The following is a 19,418-nucleotide window of genomic DNA, read 5'->3' on the forward strand; positions in this document are numbered from 1 at the left end:
CGACCGGGCGGTAGCGGCATGAAGGGGAGGGCGACGCGCGCCCTACACGGCTGGCAACTTGCCGGCAAGCGACCGCGCGACGTCCTCAAGGGCTTCGTGCGTGTAGCGCCGCGTCGTATTGATGTCGCGGTGCCGCAGCGAGCGCTGCACATCGGTCACGGGTGCCCCCGCGCGCAGCAGGTGCGTGGCATGCGAGTGGCGCAGCCAGTGCGTCGACGCGCTGCGCAGGTTGGCCGCCTCGTCGGCGTGGCCCGACGCCTCCAGCCGGTCGGCCGCGGCCGCGAAGACTTCGCGCACGATGGCATAGACGCCCTGGCGCGTGCGCACGGGGCGGGCGAGCTTGCGCTGCAGCGCGAGCGCGTCGGTGAGCGGCGCCTGGCGCTGCCGGCCGCCGGCGATGGCGGGGATGACGGCCATGGTGTCGGTGGCGCGCGGCGCGGGCGACAGGCCCACCAGCTGCCGGAAGCGCGCGAGTTCGGCCATCACGTTGTCGCACGGCACGAGCTGGTCGTTGCCGCCCTTGGCCTCGCGGATGCGCACGGTCCAGAAGTCGCCGCTTTTTCCCCTCTGGCGTTCGAAATCCGGCCAGGTCAGCGCCGCCACCTCGGAGGCGCGCAAGCCGGTCTGGAACAGTAGAGCCAGCAGCAGCCGATCGCGCGCCTTGTGCAGCTGGGCCCAGAGCGTCGGCGCCGGGCGGGCCTCGATGGCGTCGAACACGGCCGCGACCTGCTCGACCTCGAGGAAGCGCCGCTGCGAGCCCGGCCCGCGCGCCGCCCGCGCCCGCGGCACCGCCTGGAACGGATTCACGCGCAGCGCCTGCACCCCCACCAGCCAGTCGAACAGGCCGCCCACGATGGTGGCGGTCTGCCGGCGCGAGGCTTCCGAGAGCGGCCCCCGCAACGGGCGCCAGGCCGGGCTGTCCTGCCGCGCGCGGCCGTCGCCCACCGCGTGCGCCGGCGGGTCGGCGAGGAAGGCGAGGTAGCCGTTGGCGTCGGCCACCTGCCAGCTGGCCAGCGGCCGCCCCAGCGCATGGGCGTACCACAGCAGCCGGTGCGCCTCGAGCGCGTACTGGGCGCGGGTGCTGGCGCGGATGCCGAGGCCCGCCGCGTACTTGGTGTCGAGCCAGGTGCGCACCAGCTGGGCGTCGCTCTGGCCCGCGGGCAGCACGGGGCTGGCCAGCGCGTTGGGCGCGGGCAGGGCCGCGGGTGATGCGGGGGCAACGGGGGGCGCGGGGTGCGGCGGGAGGGCGGGCAGCAGGTCGTCCATGGCGGCGAGGCAGCGGGCGGAGAACGGGTGGAAAGTGGCGAAGACGGCCATGGCAAGCGGCGGCCGCTGCCCGCCAGGCCTTGTGGGCGGCGGGTTCAGCTTGCGGCGGGTGCAGTATAGCGAATTTCGGCATCCATTTGTCATTATTGGGCTAATGACAAATCGTATTAATAATGGATACTGATAATCGTATTGAAAAAGGGTAGACTATCGCCACGCTCCCGCACGCTTTTCCGGACTTCTTCATGGCCCGCACGCCCACCGCCTTTGCCGACGCCGAACTGCTCGCCATCACCCGCGCGCTGCAGCAGCTCGACGTCGCCCACCCCGACAACCGCGCCTTCCTCCGGCGTGCCTTCGACGCCATCGACCGCATCACCGGCCGCTCGTTCGGTGCCTCGGTCTACCGTCGCCTGCTGGCGGCCGCCGGCGTGGCGCGCGCCCCCAGCGGCCAGACTGTCGCGGCGGTGATCGCCGAGCGCAAGGCGGCGCCCACGGCGGCGGCGGATGCCGAACGCGGCGCCTTGCTGGATGATGGCCTGCGGGCGTTCCTGCATAAGGAGATCCGGGTCGCCTTGGACGAGACCGGCGCGGCCGCCCCGCGCGTGCCCGCCGTCGTGCCGGTGACGGCAGTATCACAACCCGTCTCCGCGGCGGGCGCGGAGGGCAGTGGGCTGGCTGCGCTGCTGACCCAGCGGGTGACCACGCTTGAGGAAGAGAACCGGCAACTGCGGGAGCGCGCCGCCACTGCGGAGGCGGCCAGCCGGACGGCCCGTGCCGAGGCGGCATCGCTGCAGGGGGCACTCGTTGCAGCGCGCGCGGCGCTGGCCGACAAGGAGGCGTCACTCGTGGCGGCGCTCAAGGCGACGACCGAGGAACTGGCGCGCATGGGCGAGCGTCAGGCGGCGGCCGAGAGGCGGCGGGCGCTGGAGACCGACAGTGTGCGGCAGGCCTACCGGGCCGAGCGCGATGCACTGGCCGGGAGAGTAAGTTTCCTAGAGGAGGAACTTAAGCGGGCGAGGGGTACGGCGGATGCGTATCGTCAGGCCCGCGGGCGCTGAGGCTCTCGTTGCCGGCGCCCGCGTCAATGATCGCTTTGGCGTTTTTAGACTAGTACACCTTCACATCAATGACTTTTACCCTGGCCACGTTAGGGTAGGGCGACAAGGCTCGCATTCTCCAAGACTGGCCGGGTTCCAAGCCCTTGGTGTTTGCTAAAGCGACGCCCAGCTGCGTTCCCACGGGATCAAATAAGGCGAACGTGACAAAAACGTCGCCGGACGTCCTATGCGAATTGTTCGTCATGATCCCACTGATTTCTGACAAGCCACTGGTCGGAGAGGCGACCACTTGCAGGTCAGAGATCGGCATGCTTGTAACTTGTGCGTAAGCGGGCGCACTGATGGCGAGCGTTGCAATGCATGCGACACCAAAACGTCGGAGATTCATGTTGCTATTTTCGTTTGTTGGAGGGTTCGAAACGGGATGCGAACGATCTGCAGGCCGGCCATGCCGGCCCGCAGAAAAAAGGGCTATCCAATAATCTTTGCAAGTTGGTAGAAGCCTACCCACATCAGGATGAATGGCGGGATGAGGTCCCCCCAGTCCACCTGCTTGACCCCGCTACTCACTTGGGCCTGGATCCCTGCAATACAGGCAAAAAATGCTGTGATCGACGCGATCGACGCTGCAACCACGATTACTCTGGGGTTGTCGAAGACGAGCACAGCAAGCACGGCTGCAAAGGCGCAAAAGCTGAAGAAAGGTCTGATCTTTACTAGTGCCAAGGTATTTCTCCCTAGTGGCGTGTCGATACGGCCGTGGGGTAGTCCCCCACGGCGATGCCTAGCCGCTTAGTGCGGCATGGAACGGCAATGCTCGCTAACAGTTTCCAGCTTCCCTTTGCGGAAGCGGAGGTACTGTCGAACGTGCACGCCCTTCGGGAAATGACAGACCATTGCCATGTCACAACTCCTCTAAAAGGGTTGGAAGGCAGCTGTAGAAAAACCCGGACCACCGACATGGAAGACCATGTCGTGATAGACTGCGGCGCGTCAAGAGCAGCAGCATGCGAGTCGGTTCGAGGCCAGCCTTCGACCCCTCGTCACCGGCGAGACGCGGCGGTGCAAACGCCGCGAAACGTTTTCACAAGTTCATGTGTCGGTTCACTTGCGCTTCGGCACCCTGATCGGCCAAGCTTTCAGCCCGAACGCCTGTGCGTCGAGTAACTTGCCCGATCTGGTGCGGCGATAGCGACGAAAGATCACGACGAAGTCATCGTCTTTTGTCGTCATATGCCCTCCTGGTTGGAGGGGACGGAATCATGAACTTGTGCTTGCCGGCGTCGCCTTTGTTGTATAGACTTCAGCCCGCAGTTCGCGCTGCACAAGAGTTGTTCGACCGTCCCGGTTCCGAGCAACTTTTGCGATGAATAGTTATATGGCCCTTCCGAGGGTCATTTTTTTTGCTTCTTGAAACTGGATCCTTGCCACTTCGTAAGAGACGCCGTAGTGGGCGGCAATCGCATCCATGGTAGGGAAGCGACCGACGTGACGGATATCAGCGAGAAGCTCACGAGCGAACTGATTTGCCTGCCATTCGCTGTCGCAGTAGGCTTTTGTGTCAAAACTGCTTTGGCGCATCATCGTTTGGGCTTCATTCGCATGGAGGAAGTAGTGGCCGAGTTCGTGTGCCGCAGTGAAGCGATCCCGGCCCACACCCTTCGCAGCCCGTTCGTATACGTCCGTACGGAGGGCGATCATGTTCTCCTTGTGGCACGTAATGCCCTCTGCGTCCTGTCCAAAGCGCTGAAACATCTCGGCGCTATCCAAAATCTCGAAGCTAAAATCTTCCTCAATGGAAGGCATCCACACCTCAAGCAACTGCAGCACGGGCACCTTCCTACCGCCTAACGGAAAGGCGTCAAGCAGGCGATGCGCGGTGGCACGAATAGCCTGTTTGGAGCGCGGACTAACGATGAAACCACGGTGCATATACTGTCTCCTTACGACTTGAGGATGTTGAAGATCCTCTTGCGCTGCTCATCGGACAACGTATCAAGCTTGCGGGCAAAGGTGGCAACTAACTCCTGATCTTGTTCCGCAGGTTCGATACGGAAAACGGTCGCGCTCCGCGCTGCCGCAGCAGACAGTTCGCTTGCTGCTGCCGGCGCGAGGCCGTATTCACGCACCACGTCTTCAATCAACGATTCCGGGATCGACTTCCGACCCGTTTCCACCGAGGACAGAAAGGACGCCGAACGCTTTAACCTGTCGGCCATCTGCGCCATGGTCTCGCCTCTTTCGATACGGTAAGTGCTGCCATTTACAGCCTCCTGGTCGGGCCGGCCGGCCCGCTTCTCCCTAGGAATTCCCTTCATCGCGACGGACGTACTCAGCTAACTGCTCGTTGGAGAGAGCGAGGCATTCTCGCGCTTGCGCCGAGCCCAGGCGAAATTGCACACTGACTTGGCCGCCGTATCCCGGATATTCGATGATTTGCCTCTGTGCGGCGGCTTCGAGAGCGCGCCGCAGGCGGTCGACTTTGGCTTGCAGTTCCGGCGGGGCATGCTTGCTCCTATGAGTTGGACGAGCGGCCATTGTCGGGACGATTTCTGCGCGGAAGGGGGGCGTTTTCCTAGCCGAGTAGCAGCCTGCCTCTCCCGATCCCCGGAGGCCGGGGTGCCGAAATCAAAAAGGCCCAACTGAGCGAGCGATAGAATTGGACCGCGGTCGCTGACGGCAGCACAATTGAAGCGCAACGAGCGCTGCAATCATTGGTTGCAGCGATAGACGAAACGAGTTACTATTTCCTTAACAACTAACCCGCGATATCGGTGTGGCTTGACCACCTGGTGTGCGGGGGAAAAAGCCGGCGCAAGCCGGTTTTTTCGTTTCTGGAGACGGGGATGGCTGGGGAGGAGGGCCGGACGCTCAGGACGCGCGTCTATGTCGACGGGTACAACTTCTATTATGGTTGCTTGAAGGGCAGTGCTCATAAGTGGCTTAATCTGCACTATCTCTTTGGCGCCCTCATCCTCCCGTCCATTCGACACGATGGTCCGGATGGACTGCCGGTCCGGCATGAACTTCTTCCCTTGGCGCTCAAGTACTTCACAGCGACTATCGTTGAGCGGGCTGCCAAAGCGGACGATTCCGTCTCGTCTCAGGACACATATCATACGGCACTCAAAAATCACTGTGCCGGTGGTGTCGAGATCGTCAAAGGCTATTACGCAGTGACTGCCGTCAGGGCGCCAAAAGTAGACGATGAGAATCCCGAAAAATGGCCTCGTGACTGCGAGCGTGTCTCGATCTGGAAGCTCGAAGAGAAGCAGAGCGACGTGCAGCTCGCGCTGCAAGCCTACCACGACGCATTGACCGGAGAGGTCGACCAGGTTGTCATCGTATCGAACGACACGGATCTGGCGCCGGCGCTTCGCATGATTCGAGAAAACACCAGCGTGGTCATTGGATTGGTGATTCCAACCTGCGACCACAAGCGCAATCCGAACGCAGATCTTACGAAGTACAGTCACTGGACGCGTTCGCACATCACCGAGATGGAACTCGCCGCTGCCCAATTGCCGAGGGCAGTGCCAAAAAAGCGGGGTGTCAGCTTGAAACCGGTGTCCTGGTATGCGCGTCCTGATCTGCTTCGGCCGGCCCTTGAGCTTGCCACCAGAGTGCGACGTAGCTCCGGTGAGGCCTTCAAATGGTTGAGCGCGCCCAACGAGTACTTCGACGGTGAGATACCTTTGACAATGTTGGAAACAGATACTGGCGCAGCCAGGGTTATGGCCTACATGGAGCGTTGGATTGCAGAGCATCCGACGACGCCACAGGCGGAACAGTGAAGTTGACGTAAACGGAGACGTCGATGGCATGGATGAAGAGGTCAGCTCTTTGGTTGGCAATGGCGCTTTGTTCTGCCTCAGCGTCGGCGCAAACGAGCGATAAGCCTGCGGAGATTCTCAAGATCGTTGCCAGTGCTTCAGCAGACATTTGTGGTGACGTTCCCACCGGTGGATGGGATGCTGGCGCGCACGCTGGTGCTTCCATCGATGCAAGTCTGAAGGGATTCTTTAAGAAGCTCGTCGATGCAAAAGTGGTCGGCAGCGTTGGTGCGGGAGGCGGAGCCTATGCTGGCCCGCTTCGAACCGAGCTAGCGAAGGTACGTGCCGATACGCAGGCGTGCAAGCAAGACGTATCGGCTCGCCTGCTCGACTTCATTGCGAAGACCAGGCAGGACGAGAACCAAAAGACCAAGCGGAGCGAGACGAAGCGGTCAGCGACGCCTCCAATTTCATCCACGTCGCCCAGGAAGGCCGTCGTAGGTGCATCCGGTGATAATTCTCCGGTTATCGCAGGCATCACGAACAGCACTATAACCATCAACAATCAAACCGTTCCGTCCCAACCGGCGGAGCCAGCGGCTGGTCGTTTACCATCGGAAACTGCGGATGAATTTGCACTGAGGTACTTGCAGCTCGTTGATCGTGCAGAGCTTGCAAAGGCCCGAGAGCTTATGCACCCGTCAATCCGAATGCTGAATTCGGACGCGCAGTGGGCGCAAGGCTACGAGCAATTCGCAACGGCCTACTATCCGGCAAAAAAACGCACAATTGTGACTTCGCAGTTCATCCCTGCGGCTCTTTACTCACTGCGTCGTGATGCCTGGGGCGTGTACTTTAAGACGGTTTACAGGGACGGCACTACAAGTTCAGAAGCGAATGAAGTTGTTGGGTTGGTGGTGGACAATGGCCAGTGGAGGGTGGTCGAGTACCGCTGCTTGCCGTGTGAAGACCTTGCAAAGCGCGCGGCAAAATAGCCTCGTTCAGCCGTCCCAGATAGTGACGCCCTTTTTGGTGTTGAAGCACATGTTTAGGGCTAGCGATCGGCCAAGTTGTGCCAACTGTTCTTCGGCGATTCCAATTGGCCGATGGGATCCTGGGCTGACGAATCCGCACCCCAAGTCCCGATTTCAGTCGCGCGGCACGCCGCGATTGGCGCAAAAGACAACAGACAGAGCGGCGCGATGGCGCTAGCATCGATCTCCTAGTGCAACGATCTGGGAGACGATCTTGGCCCTCATGCCTGATCTCGAAATGCCGATGAAGTCCTTTGAGGCTGCGTTGAAGTCGCGTGAAATAGCGGTGCAGCCGGGCGCGTTGGACGAAAAAATTTTCGTCCACATGGATAAGCCTGCGGGCGAGCCACGGTTCTCGTATGTGCGTCTTGATCGCACTACAGTGACGGCCTTCGTCGTATTCATCCCTGCCGATCCGTACGAGCGCTTGCCCTGCTTTCAGGTCGGATGGGCCGTCCCCAAAGAACTGCGGGGGCAAGGCCGTGCGGCAGATGCTTTCAGGGCAGCCGTAAACGAACTGTGGAACGGAATGTCGCGGAACGGAATGCGCGAATTCTATGTCGAGGCCGTTGTAGAACAGGGAAACGTGGCATCTGAGAAGCTGGCCGAGAAGGTCGTCTCGTCTGCAGTCAAGACGGGTATCGACAAAAACGCCGGAGTTCCAATTACTCAGTATTTCCGTAAGATCGACGGCATTGTCGCGTAACCTCAAGGTGCGTCTAGCGGGCGTCGCCTTATACGCTGCCGCCCACGAGACGCCCTCAGTACGCAGAGGCTGGTCACCGGTCAAGTCATCGTAGCCGAGGCGCAAGGCAGGGCTACTGCGGCCTTCTTAATGTTGTCATGATGGCGGCTCATCTCAAGGGCGGCGTACGCCGCGCCACCGATTACTCCCCAAACAATAGCCGAGAACCAGAACACCATATGAAACTATGGTTTTTGGGTTTTATGCGGAAACAAGCTCTTCGCCAACTGCGCACCGGCAAAGCCACCGGCCAGCGTCACCCAGTGCAGGTGTGACTTCTGTATGCGCCACTGGGCGTCAAGTGCACGGTTCTTATCGATGGCAAACATGACGAATGCGGCCATGTTCATGATGGCAAAAAGTTCGTGTCCAGATTGAGAAAAGTAGAAAAGTAGCCCCATCTCGAAGGTGCAGAAGAGCAGGGCGATCTTGACAGCGGGGCCGAGTGGATTGCGTGGGGTGGTGACTATCGAATGGCATTGCTCAAAGTCCATTCAGCGTGTTGGCCCGATTTTTCGTCCTGGCCGCACGGCGACCTTCAGGAAGAATGAACATCGTCATTTCACAGCGAGGCCGGACTGCTTATCGCCGCGACGTGGCGCCAGGCTTTCCGTATTCCAGCGAGTTGTTTTCACGATCCCAGCAAGCATCAGCTCCTGACAGAGGCCCAAGGCATACCGTTGGCGCGTGAGCGCGCCGGTTCCCCCGGCGTTGGACAGCCGGAGCTGGGTCGATCCGCTCGCGGTGCCACCACTCACAATCAGCGCGTCGCGTCCGCAGCAACGTCCGCCGTCACATTGCCCCCGCCATACACAGGCAATCCTCCAAAGGCCGACTTACAAATGGTCTATGCGACACAAAATGTCGGCCTGAGTGCTCGCTACGTCAAGTCTTCCATCCCAGGCGCTGCTCGTTCATCCGGTTAACCCTGATCTTGCAATTCCGGAATACCGCGTCTATTCTATCGATACGCTACGTTGCGTATGGTTTCAACAGAACGATAATGGAAAGCACGATGAAGAACATCAAGGAGACAGCCGCTGGCAACGCAGACGCGATTGCTTCGGATTGGTTGGTACAGTTCAACGCAGCTCTGGCGGCAAACGATCGTAAGCGCGTGCAGTCCCTGTTCTGCGTTGACAGCCACTGGCGCGATCTTCTTGCGCTGACGTGGAAATTTGGAACGGTGAGCGGAGCAGAGGCGCTAAGCGAGGCGCTATTGGCAGCGGCAAATCAACTCCAGGCCCATTCGTTCGAAATCGACACGCGACGGCTCCCCGCTCGTCAAGTGCAGCGGGCAGGCGAAGCAGTCGTCGAAGCCATTGTTCGCTTTAAGACCGCTGTCGGAGAGGGGTCTGGTCTCGTTCGAATTAAAGGTAGCCCGGACGCTGACGACGTACCGCAAGCGTGGACGTTGCTGACCACTCTCCAAAGCATTGCTGACCATGACGAGGAAACGGTTCGTCTGAGTCGCGAAGAATCGCCCTACGAACGAGATTGGCATGGTCCAAACTGGCTCGATCGGCGTCGCGAAGCATTGCGCTATGAAGACCGTGACCCAACTGTGTTGATTGTTGGAGGTGGCCATGCTGGACTTAGCGCGGCCGCTTCGCTAAAAGCGTTGGGCGTGGAAACCCTGATTGTCGATCGTATGGCGCGCATCGGGGACAACTGGCGGCTTCGGTATCACGCGCTCAAGCTGCACAACATGACGCCGAGTAATCACCTGCCGTACCTACCATTCCCGTCGACTTGGCCTAATTACATCCCGAAAGACAAGATCGCGAACTGGCTGGAGTTCTATGCAGAGTCTCTCGAGATCGACTTCTGGACCAGCACGACCTTCGAGGGTGCGACCTACGACTCTGCATCTGGCCGTTGGAACGCTTCATTGCGCCTGAAGGACGGCTCGACGCGTGAGATGCGACCTGCTCACGTCGTTCTAGCCACCAGTGTCAGCGGGACACCGAACATTCCGACCATTCCAACGCTGGAGCGGTTTTCTGGAAAAGTCGTTCATTCCAGTCAATTCAGCAACGGTGCTGAATGGAAAGGTAAGAACGTCATCATCTTTGGCACTGGTACAAGTGCTCACGACATTGCCCAGGATCTTCACGGCAATGGCGCGAACGTGACCATGGTGCAACGAAGCCCGACTGAGGTCGTTAACGTTGAACCGAGTGCGCAGCTTTATGATGGAATTTTCTACGAAGACGGCCCCACCATCGCGGACCGTGATCTGATCAGCGCGTCGATGCCACTTGCCGTGCTGAAGCAGTCTCACACATTATTGACTGCTAAGGCGCGTGCCCACGATGCTCCACTGCATGAGCGGCTGAAGCGCGTCGGGTTCCGCCTTGATCTGGATGAGACTGGTTGGCCGTTGAAGTTCCGCCAGTTTGGCGGCGGCTACTACTTCAATGTTGGCGGCTCCGATTTGATTGCTAATCGAAATGTGGGCCTTGTTCAGTACGACGACATCGAATCGTTCGGTGCAGACGGGCTAATGCTTAAGGACGGACGCGATGTTGCGGCAGACCTCGTGATCCTGGCGACTGGGTACAAAGGACTGGATCACGTCGTCGGAGCGATGTTCGGTGAAAACGTGGCGCAACGCGTCGGCCCGGTCTGGGGCTTCGATGACGCAACCCAGGAACTCCGGAACATGTGGTTGCGGACGGCGCAGCCCGGGCTATGGCTTACCGGTGGTGCGTTCTCTCAATGCCGGATCTTTTCGAAGTATCTCGCGATGCAAATCAAGGCGTCCGAGCTGGGGCTGCTGCCTCCGTCGCAGAGCGACGACTGACACTACAACCGGAAACTGCATGTCGTTCTCGAATACGGCATGCAAAGACGGACGACTATCCCCTGTAAGAGATAACAGATGAATCCGATTCGTACCGAACTCCTTTTTCGATTGGACCTTGCCGTGGGAGAGCACCACGTGCTGGGGCAGACGCCGGCCGGGAGTCGACGTATTGCGCCAGTGGCGGGCGGTACGTTCCACGGACCCCAGTTGTCGGGAATTGTCTTGCCCGGCGGCACCGATTGGATTACGGAGGATTCCAATGGCTCATGGTTTCAGATCAATGTGCGCCTTCCGTTGCAGACGCATGAAGGTGAACTTGTCGTCATGGCGTACAAGGGCTTCCGTAGTGGGCAGCCGGACATCCTTCAGAAGGTGGCACGCGGCGAACCAGTTGATCCGAACGATTACTACTACCGCGTCGTTGGGACCTTCGAGACATCTGCAGTCCGCCTTTCTTGGCTAAACACACTTGTCGCAGTCGGGGTCGGCTCACGGTCGGCGACGGGGCCCGCATATGACGTGTTCGCGGTTCTCTAGTCGATCAAATGATTCGCCGCCGTTAAACAGAAAGGCACGCATGATGAGCCAGTATCCGGAACTAAAGTTGTTCATTGGGGGGGAATGGCGACAAGCCACTGGTGAGCCGGTCTTGAATCCTGCTACCCAAGCCATCTTGGGTAGCGTTCCTCGTGCCACTCCCAGGGACCTAGACGATGCCCTCCAATCGGCTGAGGAGGGTTTTCGCGTCTGGTCGCGGACTGCGCCAGACAAGCGTGCCGAAATAATCAACAAAGCGGCTGAAATCCTGCGCTCACGGGCGGAGCAGGTTGCTACAGTCTTAACGCTGGAACAAGGTAAGCCAATTGGACAATCACGCTCTGAGGTACTGAGAAGCTGCGACATCCTTGAGTGGGACGCGCAAGAAGGGCGTCGCCTTTACGGCCGAGTCATACCGAGTGGACCGGGCATGCGTCATTCCGTGCTGCGTCAACCGATTGGAGTGGTAGCGGCGTTCTCCCCGTGGAACTTCCCTATCGCGTCACCGGCACGCAAGGTCGGTGCTGCATTGGCGACTGGATGCGCCCTTATTCTGAAGGCATCTGAGGAGACGCCAGCAAGCGCACTGGAATTGGTGCGGGCCTTCGACGATGCTGGCCTTCCACCTGGTGTGCTCAACCTTGTTTTCGGCGATCCAGCGGAAATTTCCGAGTACCTAATTCCTCAGCCCGTCGTTCGGATGGTGACTTTCACCGGTTCGGTCTCGATAGGAAAGCAACTGACTGCCATGGCGGGCGCTCACATGAAGCCCGTGATCATGGAGTTAGGTGGGCATTCGCCAGTTATTGTCTGCGCCGACGTTGATCCCTCGGTGAGCGCGGCGCAGTGCACCACCGCAAAAGCTCGCAATGCAGGGCAAATCTGCACATCACCAACGCGGTTCTTTGTCGAGGATGCGGCATACGACGAGTTTGTTGATGCCATGGCCACTAAGGCTGCTTCGCTCAAAATCGGCGACGGTCTAGACCACGAGACGGAACTCGGGCCTCTTGCCAACATGCGGCGGGTCGCGGCAATGGAGGTGCTTGTGGAAGACGCTATCGCGAAGGGGGCCCGATTGAATACCGGGGGCAGCAAATGCGCTGGGGAAGGAAACTTCTTCCCGCTTACAGTTCTGTCCGATGTACCTTTGGACGCCAAGGCGATGAACGAGGAACCTTTTGGACCGTTGGCCCTAATTACGCGAGTCGAGAGCCTGGAAGAAGCAATCCAGAAAGCAAACGCAACTCCCTTTGGGCTCGCTGGCTACGCACTGACAGATTCCGCCAAGAAGGCCAACAGGCTGTACGAGGAATTGGAAGTCGGAAATCTCTCAATAAACCACTTCGTGGCTTCCATCGCCGAAACTCCTTTTGGTGGAATTAAGGATAGTGGATTTGGGAGAGAGGGAGGAGTTGAAGGGCTCCACGGCTACACAGTTGTCAAGAACGTATCGCACCTCATGACGTGAATGTATCTGCGTCTGTGTGCAGCTTCTCACAGTTTCCGAAACAAGCGCGTAGTCGTGCTGGCCGTTCAAGTATCGTGCCGTGGAATAGAAAATAGTCGCTTTTTTCGAAATAAAAGACTATCAGCAATACTGGAATGCGGTAGATCTGTTGCAGATTGTGTAGCTCATGGAACCTGCGCAGGAACGATTAGATATATAACTATTATGGATAAAGCACCTCACAAATTCGATCAAAAGTATCAATGCGACATTCTAGTTGTCGGATCAGGTGCGGCAGGCTTCGCAGCAGCCATCTCGGCGCGTAAGGCAGGGCTGGAAGTTCTGATGATCGAGAAAGCGGGCTGCTTTGGCGGAACAACGGCAACTTCAGGAGGGTATCTCTGGATACCGGGTAACCCGGTATCAGCTGCGGCGGGCATTCCCGACTCTCATGAAGAAATTCGACGTTACCTACGCGCTGAGCTCGGCGACGCTTATAACGAAGCGTTAATCGAGTCATTTCTCCGATACGGGCCTGAGATGATTGATTTTTTCGTCAATCAGCTTGGAGTGGAGCTGTACCCGGCAACCAAGATGCCGGACTATCACCCTACTCGGCCCGGAGGTTCGGCGGGAGGGCGATCGCTCCACGCGAAGCCGGTAAGCGGCGCCATTCTTGGTAAAGAACTGCGACGCTTGCGACCTTTGCCGCGCGAACTTTCTTTGTTTGGCATGGGAGTCAGTTCGGGGTCCGATCTAGGGCACCTATACAAATTCGGGCGCTCCCTGAACTCCACCGTCCGAGTAGCATTTTTGCTCGCTCGATACAGTTGGCATAAGTTGCGATACGGACGCGGGCTCCATCTGGTTAACGGTAACGCTTTGATCGCGCGCCTTGCACGCGTACTATTTGATTTAAAGATTCCTCTTTGGACGAATACCGCCGCTAGTAGCCTGCTATTTTCGGGTAACGAGGTATCTGGAGCGAGAGTGGTGCGCGACGGCCAACCGGTCCAAGTTCTCGCTACTAAAGGCGTCATCTTAGCAAGCGGCGGCTTCGCTCATGACATTCCTCGCCGCCGAGCCGTTTATTCGCATCCGGCGGGGTCGGGCGAGCACATTTCGCTTACTGCCCCTGGCAATGAAGGGGACGGGGCGCGACTGGCGGAAAGTGCTGGCGGCTGGGTCGATACTTCTTCCTCCAACGGAGGAGCATGGATGCCAATCTCTAAGGTCCCGCGCCCTGACGGGACGTGGGGAGGGATCATCCATTCTGTTAATCAAGGGAAGCCGGGAGTCATCGCAGTTCTGCGGAGCGGTCATCGTTTCGTCGACGAGAGTCTTCCGTACCACGATTTTGTTGAGCATATGATTCGGGCTGGAGGGAAGGCGTCACCCGTCGGAGCGTTCATTATTTGCGATCAAAAGGCCTTCAAGAAGTATGGATTAGGTTACGCAAAACCCTTCTTGCCCCTTGACGAACTGATTGCTTCCAAATATCTGCATCGCGCAGATACTATCGGCGATCTGGCCCGGTCCGCTGGTATAGATGTACCTACATTGGAGCGCACTGTCGCCTCCTACAATCTCCATGCACGCAGCGGCGAGGACCCCGAGTTTGGCAAAGGGAGGGATGAGTACGGCAACTTCCTTGGCGACTTGAGTCACACACTCAACCCGAACATTGCGCCGCTCGAAGACGGGCCTTTCTATGCGGTCTGGATGTATCCCGGCGACATCGGGACGTTCGCGGGAATCAAGACAGACGCTTACGCCCGCGTCGTGCGTAGTGACCAGTCCGTTGTCTCGGGGCTATATGCAGTCGGTAACGATATGGCAAGCGTCTTTTGTGGGCGATATCCTGGTGGCGGCTCGTTGATCGGTCCAGGTATGACTTTTGGATATCTTGCCAGTCGGGTTGCTGCTGGACTTATCAACACGGAGAGACATTGCCAGAATGACGATTTGTTGGTCAATGCTGTCGCTCGATGCAACAGAGCCGAGCGCTTGGCCTAAGATCGCGTGTTGAATCCGTTCAGGTGTGGTCGTTATGTTCTAAGTGCAGACCAATCGCCATGACGGTGAGAACCTTTCAACACAGTCTCTAGAAATTGTCACACATGTCGAACACGCCCATTGTCGATACAAACAGAACCGAAAGCACCGTAAGCGTTCGAAAACCTTGCCGCCCCCGAGGGGACGCAGCAAGGGTAGCAATTCTGGAAGCAGCGTATGCACAGATGGAAGAGTTCGGCTTGGCCGGCTTCACCATTGAAGGCGTTGCCGCGAGAGCGGGGGCGGCTAAGACCACCATCTATCGATGGTGGCCAAGTCGAGAGTCATTGGCAGTTGCGGCATTCCTGGCAGCCGCTCTCCCGAAAATCAACTTTACAAGCACCGGTTCCGCATCGGATGCCATTCAGACGCAGATTCGAAAGCTCGTGGCCGTGTACGAAGGCAAGACCGGGCGCGTAGTCCGAGATCTGATTGCAGCCGGAAACAGCGATCCAGCGGCAGCGACGGCCTTCGTTGAAGGCTATGTCCGGCCGCGGCGCATTGCCGCACGCGAAGTATTACAACGAGGCATCGACTCCGGTGAGTTCAAACCTGATTTGGATATGGAGGCGGCAATCGACGCCCTCTACGGGCCGGTTTTCTACCGACTCCTTGTAGGGCATGGGCCACTGGATGTGACTTGGATAACGAACGTGGCATCTCTCGTCCTTGCTGGGTGCAAATCAAACTCATCTGCAGTGCTACTCTGATTCTATTGAATTGTATATGGATTTCCAGTTAGGTGACTCGTAGACATTATATCAATAGCAATTACTGGATTTGTTTAAAAACTTTTAATGGTGCAAGCATAAATTAGTATCGACGACCTTCATTTGTAAATAGTTTTTAAAATCATGTTTTTCACGTTGCATGTGAGGGGAGAGTTCGTCTAGATTTTTTTAAAATTCACTCTAGATATTGAGAGTGGAGAAGTTTATAAACCGCAAACACACCCAAAGCGGAGGAGACTCGTCATCATGTCTAACATTTCTGTCGCGGAAGCGCACGAATTACTGGAAGGCGGTGTATATAAAAAATTGATGTGGAGAATTCTCCCATTTTTATTGATTTGTTATGTTGCATCCTATCTTGATCGGGTAAATATAGGATTTGCCCGTTTGCAAATGTCGGCTGACCTAGGTTTAAGCGAGGCAGCGTATGGGTTAGCTGCTGGATTGTTCTTTCTTGGATATGTTCTTTTTGAGGTACCGAGTAATATTCTGCTTCAGAAAATCGGTGCTAGGCTGACGTTTTTTCGAATTATGGTTCTGTGGGGGGTGACGTCTGCGATGACGATGTTCGTGACTAACCCATGGCAATTAAATGTACTGCGCTTCCTGCTTGGTGCGTTTGAGGCGGGATTTTTTCCCGGAGTCGTTCTTTATCTGACTTATTGGTTTCCTGCCCGTAAGCGTGCTACTGTCGTGTCGTGGTTCTTCGTTGGAGCGGCGATCTCTGGAATTATCGGTGGCCCTCTGTCGGGTTGGATCATTTCGACGTTTTCCGGGGTTCATGGATTAAAAGGATGGCAGTGGTTGTTTCTCCTGGAAGCTATCCCATCTGTTCTGCTGGGTTTTGCTGCTTTCTTTTTTGTTGCTGACAATCCAGGGAACGTGAAATGGTTGACTCCGAACGAGAAGCGCGCACTCAAGACGGTGCTTGATGCAGAGACGGAACATTCACCGCACGATGCTGCTTCAGTGAGGGAAGCTTTGAAGGGGCCTGCGATTTACTTTCTGGTGTTCTTGTACTTCGCAATCGTTTCCGGCTGTTATGGAATTAGTTTTTGGCTCCCTGTCATGATTCGAGACAGTGGTGTTAAGGATGTATTCGTTATTGGAATGTACAGCGCCGTTCCATGGACTATCGGCGCATTTGGCATCGTGTTTCTATCGATGTGGTCCGATAAAATTGGGAATAGGCGCATTCCGCTTGCATTGTGTACCTTGGTCGGTGCGGGAGCTTTGGGTGCCATGGCGTACTTTGGTCAGGGATTCGGACTGTTGGACACCATCGTTGCACTTAGTATCGCGATTGCAGTGATTTATGCAGCAGTACCGATTTTCTGGTCACTTCCGCCGATGTACCTTTCGACACGCGCCCTTTCTGTGGCGATTGCGATCATTAGTAGCCTAGGCTCACTGGGTGGTTTCATTAGCCCATACGTCATTGGGCTGGTCACCAACCGCACTGGTCGCGCAAGCGATGGGCTATACGTAATCGTTGGTGTGCTAGTGATGTGTGCCATCGCAATCATGATTGCTTTGCCAGCACGGGATCGGATCGTGCCGGCTAAGGCAACCGCATGATTAGTCATTGAAAGTGTGCAGTATCATATTTGTCCAGGTCGCACGACTACGGAGTTGGCGATTGTGGAATATTAAGAGCGCCTGAGAATTTGGTGCGGGCACTCCCGGCATTGACAGTGCATCCGGTGAGTGCCCGTTCCACTACTCAGTTGAGAACGGATTTTCCAATAGAAGGTCTTCATATTCGCCATGAGCTCGATTGTCTACGAGGTATTCGCTGTCCGCTTCGCAACGGCCAATCGGCGCCGCCAGGACAATTTCTTCTACGCAGTAGAAGAAGATCCGCAAGGTTCGATGGCATTGGATTTCTTTGTATGGTTGATCGTCGGCAATGGAAAGGTGGTGCTCGTCGACACCGGATTTAGTCAAACTTCGTCACTCGTACGAGGACGACCATACGTCATTGAGCCGGCCGTAGCGCTTCATCAGTTAGGCTATCCCACGGAGACAGTGCAAGATGTTGTCGTGACTCATCTGCACTATGATCATGCCGGTAATGTGGGCGACTATGCGCATGCGAGGATCTGGCTACAAGAGCGCGAGTTGCAGTTCGCCACTGGGAAGTGTATGTGCGACCCTCGACTAAGTAACTTCTTTGCTACCGATGATATTGCGCTGCTACTCAAGCGCCTGTACCGTGGTGATGTCAGGCTTCTCGATGGCAACCATACGCTGCATGATGGCATTGAGCTTTACGCGATCGGGGGACATACCGATGGGCTGCAAGTCGTACGCGTTCGTACCGCACGGGGATGGGTTCTTCTGGCGTCAGACGCTGCCCATTTTTACGAGAACCTGGACGCAAAGAATCCGTTTCCCGCGGTCTTCAGCATGGAGGATATGCTGGACGGCTACGCGCTGATTGAAGGCTTGGTGGATGACCACGACTGTATCGTGCCGGGTCATGATCCAAAGGTGTGCGAGCGCTATCCACTCGCCATTCCTTCGTGCCCTTATGCCTATCGCATTGCCTGAAATCACCATAGCTCCGTAGGTGTTGTCGGCAGCAGCTACCTCGATTTCCAGGGGGTGGACTTCTTGACGCCTACGGAGGCAAGTGCGAGAGCATGCCTACGACGAGGGATGTGGAAGTGGGCCCAGTGCCCTTGCCGATTCTATTCTGATGGTCCGCCCATAGGCCAAGCATGCTATTCGAGGCACTCGATAGCTTTAGCCGGCTGAAGCTCAATATGCACAGTGCTATTCCAGCGCCGTCCGCGCAAGGCTCGGGCAGCGGTGCCTGGGCGGGGATATGCGACGGCTACAACTCCTTGGCTGGCTGCCGAATCGCGACGCGTTAGCCGTTCACAACTAGTCTTCCGAAACGACTCTCCTAAGAGATGACCCGTGTGGAAGCTGCAATGAGGGGTGATCGCCTGCCTCCTTCCAGCAAGCAAATTACAACTAACAGGAACGACACGATGAGCGAAGATGTGAAGACCGGTTGGGCCCTAGTAAAAACGGGCGAGCCTTTGGCACCGATCGAGGCAGCTGTACCGATCCCGAAGGGCTCCGAGGTGTTGCTGAAGACAACCTTCTGCGGTGTCTGTCACACCGACCTCCATTTTCAGGATGGCTACTACCAATTGGGAGGCGGGAAACGCCTTTCCCTTGCGGAGCGCGGAGTAAAGCTCCCTCTCATGCCTGGGCACGAGACCGTCGGTCGTGTCGTGGCGGTAGGCCCGGATGCAAAAGCGGTTAAGGTTGGTGATCATCGGCTTGTCTATCCGTGGGGGGGGGTGCGGGCATTGCCGCCAATGCCGCTCGGGGAACGGTCACATATGCCTCGCACCCAGTAGTCTGGGAATCTACCGGGATGGCGGCTATGGTACCCACGTCCTGGTCGATCGCCCGGAGCACTTGATTGACTTCGGGGATGTGGACCCCGCGCTAGCCGCCACCTATGCGTGCTCTGGCCTGACAGCGTACTCAGCTATCAAGAAGGTCTCGCAGATTCCAACCGATGAACCGATTGTTGTCGTAGGCGCAGGCGGCCTCGGGCTGGCGAGCATCAGCATCCTGGTTGCACTCGGCTACAAGCGGATTGTGGCTGTCGACATCAGCGAAGAGAGGTAATCCCCCCGCAAAAGCGATGGGGTCAGAAGTAGAATTTTCTCGTTGAGGAGTTCTACCGCATGAAGAAGTCGAGATTTACGGATAGCCAGATCATTGAAGCCATCAAGCGCGTAGAGGCTGGTCTTGCCGTTCCTGAGCTGTGTCGAGAGCTGGGCATCAGCTCGGCGACGTTCTACAAGTGGCGATCGAAGTACGGCGGCATGGACGTATCGCTGATGGCGCGCATGAAGGAGCTGGAGGCCGAGAACGCCCGGCTGCGCAAGATGTACGTCGAAGAGAAGCTCAAGGCCGAGATCGTGGCGG

Annotated in this window: 20 protein-coding genes; 13 read left to right on the forward strand and 7 right to left on the reverse strand. The window is 57.4% G+C overall.

The genetic code is table 11. The features are described from left to right. Window positions 1-42 precede the first annotated feature (42 nt). A complete protein-coding gene (locus tag D9X30_RS08345; RefSeq protein ID WP_228771095.1) occupies window positions 43-1,410 on the reverse strand; it encodes a tyrosine-type recombinase/integrase in 1,368 nt (455 codons plus the stop codon). Window positions 1,411-1,511: 101 nt separating this feature from the next. Between D9X30_RS08345 and D9X30_RS08350 the strand changes: the two genes are divergently transcribed. After that, the gene (locus tag D9X30_RS08350) at window positions 1,512-2,327 is read left to right on the forward strand and encodes a cell envelope biogenesis protein TolA (protein ID WP_153949946.1); all 816 of its coding nucleotides are present in this window, start codon (window positions 1,512-1,514) and stop codon (window positions 2,325-2,327) included. Window positions 2,328-2,376: 49 nt separating this feature from the next. Here D9X30_RS08350 and D9X30_RS08355 read toward each other — a convergent pair whose 3' ends face one another. The 5 genes from D9X30_RS08355 to D9X30_RS08370 all read right to left on the reverse strand — a co-directional run bounded on the left by D9X30_RS08355 (window position 2,377) and on the right by D9X30_RS08370 (window position 4,645). Continuing rightward, window positions 2,377-2,715: an FxLYD domain-containing protein gene (locus D9X30_RS08355; protein ID WP_153949945.1), complete on the reverse strand. Its 339-nt coding sequence runs from the start codon at window positions 2,713-2,715 to the stop codon at window positions 2,377-2,379. A gap of 83 nt (window positions 2,716-2,798) precedes the next feature. Continuing rightward, complete coding sequence (locus tag D9X30_RS08360) at window positions 2,799-3,053, reverse strand: hypothetical protein (RefSeq protein WP_153949944.1); 255 nt, start codon at window positions 3,051-3,053, stop codon at window positions 2,799-2,801. A gap of 378 nt (window positions 3,054-3,431) precedes the next feature. Continuing rightward, window positions 3,432-3,560, reverse strand: coding sequence for a hypothetical protein (locus D9X30_RS29700; RefSeq protein ID WP_283780782.1), 129 nt, complete (start codon window positions 3,558-3,560; stop codon window positions 3,432-3,434). 141 nt (window positions 3,561-3,701) lie between these two features. Then, the gene (locus tag D9X30_RS08365; RefSeq protein WP_153949943.1) at window positions 3,702-4,259 is read right to left on the reverse strand and encodes an ImmA/IrrE family metallo-endopeptidase; all 558 of its coding nucleotides are present in this window, start codon (window positions 4,257-4,259) and stop codon (window positions 3,702-3,704) included. A gap of 11 nt (window positions 4,260-4,270) precedes the next feature. After that, a complete protein-coding gene (locus D9X30_RS08370) occupies window positions 4,271-4,645 on the reverse strand; it encodes a helix-turn-helix domain-containing protein (RefSeq protein ID WP_153949942.1) in 375 nt (124 codons plus the stop codon). Between the two features lie 456 nt (window positions 4,646-5,101). Between D9X30_RS08370 and D9X30_RS08375 the strand changes: the two genes are divergently transcribed. From D9X30_RS08375 to D9X30_RS08385, 3 genes are all read left to right on the forward strand, one after another. Continuing rightward, a complete protein-coding gene (locus D9X30_RS08375) occupies window positions 5,102-6,121 on the forward strand; it encodes an NYN domain-containing protein (protein ID WP_349632226.1) in 1,020 nt (339 codons plus the stop codon). A gap of 23 nt (window positions 6,122-6,144) precedes the next feature. After that, the gene (locus D9X30_RS08380) at window positions 6,145-7,095 is read left to right on the forward strand and encodes a hypothetical protein (RefSeq protein WP_153949941.1); all 951 of its coding nucleotides are present in this window, start codon (window positions 6,145-6,147) and stop codon (window positions 7,093-7,095) included. A 262-nt stretch (window positions 7,096-7,357) separates the two neighbouring features. After that, window positions 7,358-7,840: a GNAT family N-acetyltransferase gene (locus D9X30_RS08385; RefSeq protein ID WP_153949940.1), complete on the forward strand. Its 483-nt coding sequence runs from the start codon at window positions 7,358-7,360 to the stop codon at window positions 7,838-7,840. Window positions 7,841-8,064: 224 nt separating this feature from the next. Here the strand turns inward: D9X30_RS08385 and D9X30_RS08390 are convergent, their stop codons facing one another. Beyond that, a complete protein-coding gene (locus D9X30_RS08390; RefSeq protein ID WP_153949939.1) occupies window positions 8,065-8,373 on the reverse strand; it encodes a DUF1294 domain-containing protein in 309 nt (102 codons plus the stop codon). 521 nt (window positions 8,374-8,894) lie between these two features. Here D9X30_RS08390 and D9X30_RS08395 point away from each other — a divergent pair. From D9X30_RS08395 to D9X30_RS08435, 9 genes are all read left to right on the forward strand, one after another. Next, window positions 8,895-10,685, forward strand: coding sequence for a flavin-containing monooxygenase (locus D9X30_RS08395; RefSeq protein ID WP_153949938.1), 1,791 nt, complete (start codon window positions 8,895-8,897; stop codon window positions 10,683-10,685). Window positions 10,686-10,763: 78 nt separating this feature from the next. After that, window positions 10,764-11,225, forward strand: a complete 462-nt coding sequence (locus D9X30_RS08400; protein WP_153949937.1) for a DUF3237 domain-containing protein — start codon at window positions 10,764-10,766, stop codon at window positions 11,223-11,225. Window positions 11,226-11,268: 43 nt separating this feature from the next. After that, complete coding sequence (locus D9X30_RS08405; protein ID WP_153949995.1) at window positions 11,269-12,696, forward strand: NAD-dependent succinate-semialdehyde dehydrogenase; 1,428 nt, start codon at window positions 11,269-11,271, stop codon at window positions 12,694-12,696. Between the two features lie 204 nt (window positions 12,697-12,900). After that, window positions 12,901-14,691, forward strand: coding sequence for an FAD-dependent oxidoreductase (locus D9X30_RS08410; protein ID WP_194946603.1), 1,791 nt, complete (start codon window positions 12,901-12,903; stop codon window positions 14,689-14,691). Between the two features lie 104 nt (window positions 14,692-14,795). Continuing rightward, entirely contained in the window at window positions 14,796-15,440 is a 645-nt protein-coding gene (locus D9X30_RS08415) for a TetR/AcrR family transcriptional regulator (protein WP_153949935.1), read from the forward strand. 267 nt (window positions 15,441-15,707) lie between these two features. After that, window positions 15,708-17,039 carry an MFS transporter gene (locus tag D9X30_RS08420; RefSeq protein ID WP_153949934.1) on the forward strand — a complete coding sequence of 444 codons (1,332 nt, stop codon included), beginning with the start codon at window positions 15,708-15,710 and terminating at the stop codon, window positions 17,037-17,039. A gap of 189 nt (window positions 17,040-17,228) precedes the next feature. Beyond that, a complete protein-coding gene (locus D9X30_RS08425) occupies window positions 17,229-18,014 on the forward strand; it encodes an N-acyl homoserine lactonase family protein (protein ID WP_153949933.1) in 786 nt (261 codons plus the stop codon). 446 nt (window positions 18,015-18,460) lie between these two features. Next, complete coding sequence (locus D9X30_RS29855; RefSeq protein ID WP_194946602.1) at window positions 18,461-18,838, forward strand: alcohol dehydrogenase catalytic domain-containing protein; 378 nt, start codon at window positions 18,461-18,463, stop codon at window positions 18,836-18,838. 336 nt (window positions 18,839-19,174) lie between these two features. Next, window positions 19,175-19,418, forward strand: a 244-nt coding sequence (locus D9X30_RS08435; protein WP_153949930.1) for a transposase, incomplete at its 3' end; no start/stop codon positions are given.

Source organism: Cupriavidus sp. U2 (assembly GCF_009663685.2).
GTDB lineage: Bacteria > Pseudomonadota > Gammaproteobacteria > Burkholderiales > Burkholderiaceae > Cupriavidus > Cupriavidus necator_C.

Bases quoted from the DNA above. Each gene is read 5' to 3' on its own strand.
- D9X30_RS08380 (WP_153949941.1), top strand. From the start codon at position 6,145: ATGGCATGGATGAAGAGGTCAGCTCTTTGGTTGGCAATGGCGCTTTGT.
- D9X30_RS08400 (WP_153949937.1), top strand. From the start codon at position 10,764: ATGAATCCGATTCGTACCGAACTCCTTTTTCGATTGGACCTTGCCGTG.
- D9X30_RS08390 (WP_153949939.1), bottom strand. From the start codon at position 8,373: ATGGACTTTGAGCAATGCCATTCGATAGTCACCACCCCACGCAATCCA.
- D9X30_RS08395 (WP_153949938.1), top strand. From the start codon at position 8,895: ATGAAGAACATCAAGGAGACAGCCGCTGGCAACGCAGACGCGATTGCT.
- D9X30_RS08355 (WP_153949945.1), bottom strand. From the start codon at position 2,715: ATGAATCTCCGACGTTTTGGTGTCGCATGCATTGCAACGCTCGCCATC.
- D9X30_RS08365 (WP_153949943.1), bottom strand. From the start codon at position 4,259: ATGCACCGTGGTTTCATCGTTAGTCCGCGCTCCAAACAGGCTATTCGT.
- D9X30_RS08410 (WP_194946603.1), top strand. From the start codon at position 12,901: ATGGATAAAGCACCTCACAAATTCGATCAAAAGTATCAATGCGACATT.
- D9X30_RS08345 (WP_228771095.1), bottom strand. From the start codon at position 1,410: ATGACAAATGGATGCCGAAATTCGCTATACTGCACCCGCCGCAAGCTG.
- D9X30_RS08420 (WP_153949934.1), top strand. From the start codon at position 15,708: ATGTCTAACATTTCTGTCGCGGAAGCGCACGAATTACTGGAAGGCGGT.
- D9X30_RS08385 (WP_153949940.1), top strand. From the start codon at position 7,358: ATGCCTGATCTCGAAATGCCGATGAAGTCCTTTGAGGCTGCGTTGAAG.
- D9X30_RS08370 (WP_153949942.1), bottom strand. From the start codon at position 4,645: ATGAAGGGAATTCCTAGGGAGAAGCGGGCCGGCCGGCCCGACCAGGAG.
- D9X30_RS08425 (WP_153949933.1), top strand. From the start codon at position 17,229: ATGAGCTCGATTGTCTACGAGGTATTCGCTGTCCGCTTCGCAACGGCC.
- D9X30_RS29855 (WP_194946602.1), top strand. From the start codon at position 18,461: ATGAGCGAAGATGTGAAGACCGGTTGGGCCCTAGTAAAAACGGGCGAG.
- D9X30_RS29700 (WP_283780782.1), bottom strand. From the start codon at position 3,560: ATGACGACAAAAGACGATGACTTCGTCGTGATCTTTCGTCGCTATCGC.
- D9X30_RS08415 (WP_153949935.1), top strand. From the start codon at position 14,796: ATGTCGAACACGCCCATTGTCGATACAAACAGAACCGAAAGCACCGTA.
- D9X30_RS08350 (WP_153949946.1), top strand. From the start codon at position 1,512: ATGGCCCGCACGCCCACCGCCTTTGCCGACGCCGAACTGCTCGCCATC.
- D9X30_RS08405 (WP_153949995.1), top strand. From the start codon at position 11,269: ATGAGCCAGTATCCGGAACTAAAGTTGTTCATTGGGGGGGAATGGCGA.